Below are 1,123 nucleotides of genomic sequence, written 5' to 3' on the forward strand. Positions count from 1 at the left end.
CGCGCGCGCCCGCGCGGCCCCCGCCAGCATCGCGCCCGCACGCGGCGAGGCGCCGCTTTCCAGGTCGGCCACATCGCGCGTGCCGCGGACCAGCGCGACGATATAGTCGATGACCTCGTCCACCAGCCGCACGTTCGCGACCGTCCTGACCGCTGCATCAATCGTCGCTGCGTCGGCCCGCGCCTCGATCCCCCAGTCCGCCGGCGACATCGCCGCCGACCGAGCGCCATGGTCGGCGACGATCCGCCGCTCCTCCTCCGCGGTCGGATAAGACACCGTCTGCTTGAACAGGAACCGGTCGAGCTGCGCCTCGGGCAGCGGATAGACGCCCTGCTGCTCGATCGGGTTCTGCGTCGCGACGACGGTGAAGCGGTCGCTCAGCGCCAGGCTCTCGCCGTCGATCGTGACGGTGCGCTCCTGCATCGCCTCTAGCAGCGCCGCCTGGGTCTTGGGCGAGGTGCGGTTGATCTCGTCCGCGAGCAGCAATTCGGTGAAGATCGGCCCTCGCGTCAGCGTGAAGGTCGACGTCTGGAAGTTGAACAGGTTCGCACCGATGATATCGCCCGGCATAAGGTCGGGAGTGAACTGGATACGACCGAACTCCAGCCCGACCGTTCTGGCGAACGCGTGGGCGAGCAACGTCTTGGCGGTACCCGGCGGCCCTTCCAGCAGGATGTGCCCGCCCGCGAACAGCGCGACCAGCAACAGGTCGACGGTCGCGTCGTGCCCGATCACGGCCTTGCCGATCTCGGCCCGGATCGCCTGCCCGAGTGCCTTAACCTCTTCTACCGTCACTGTGTCTTCTCCTGTTGCCATCGGTGCAGCGCTTGCGCGGCTGCCAGCATGTCGGTGCGATGTGTGGCGCACGATGCGTCGGCGATCAGCGTGCTGAACCGCGTCGCGCCCCCAAGATTGTCGAGATAGCGGTCCGCGTCCTCGTCCGTCAGCCGAACGGGAACGCCGAAGATCGTCCGCGCCCGCTCGCGGATCAGCGCGGCGTAGCGCCCGCCCAGCATGCCCTCGCGCCCCGCCTTGCGGACGATCATCGCGCTGTTGTCGATCAACGCGGTCTTGCCGAACGCGATCGCGCGCGGCGGCGGGCGTGCCGCGCCGAAGCGGACCA

Annotated in this window: 1 protein-coding gene and 1 pseudogene; both read right to left on the bottom strand. The window is 68.9% G+C overall.

Annotation, left to right across the window (positions count from 1 at the left end; translation table 11 throughout):
- Window positions 1–795, bottom strand: a 795-nt coding sequence (locus sphsw_RS08300; protein WP_042466860.1) for an AAA family ATPase, incomplete at its 3' end; no start/stop codon positions are given.
- Window positions 792–1,123, bottom strand: a pseudogene (locus sphsw_RS19735) (hypothetical protein); the annotation flags it as partial. The gene sphsw_RS08300 and the pseudogene sphsw_RS19735, both read right to left, overlap by 4 nt.

The sequence above is a fragment of the Sphingomonas sp. FUKUSWIS1 genome (assembly GCF_000733135.1).
Lineage (GTDB): Bacteria > Pseudomonadota > Alphaproteobacteria > Sphingomonadales > Sphingomonadaceae > Sphingomonas > Sphingomonas aerolata.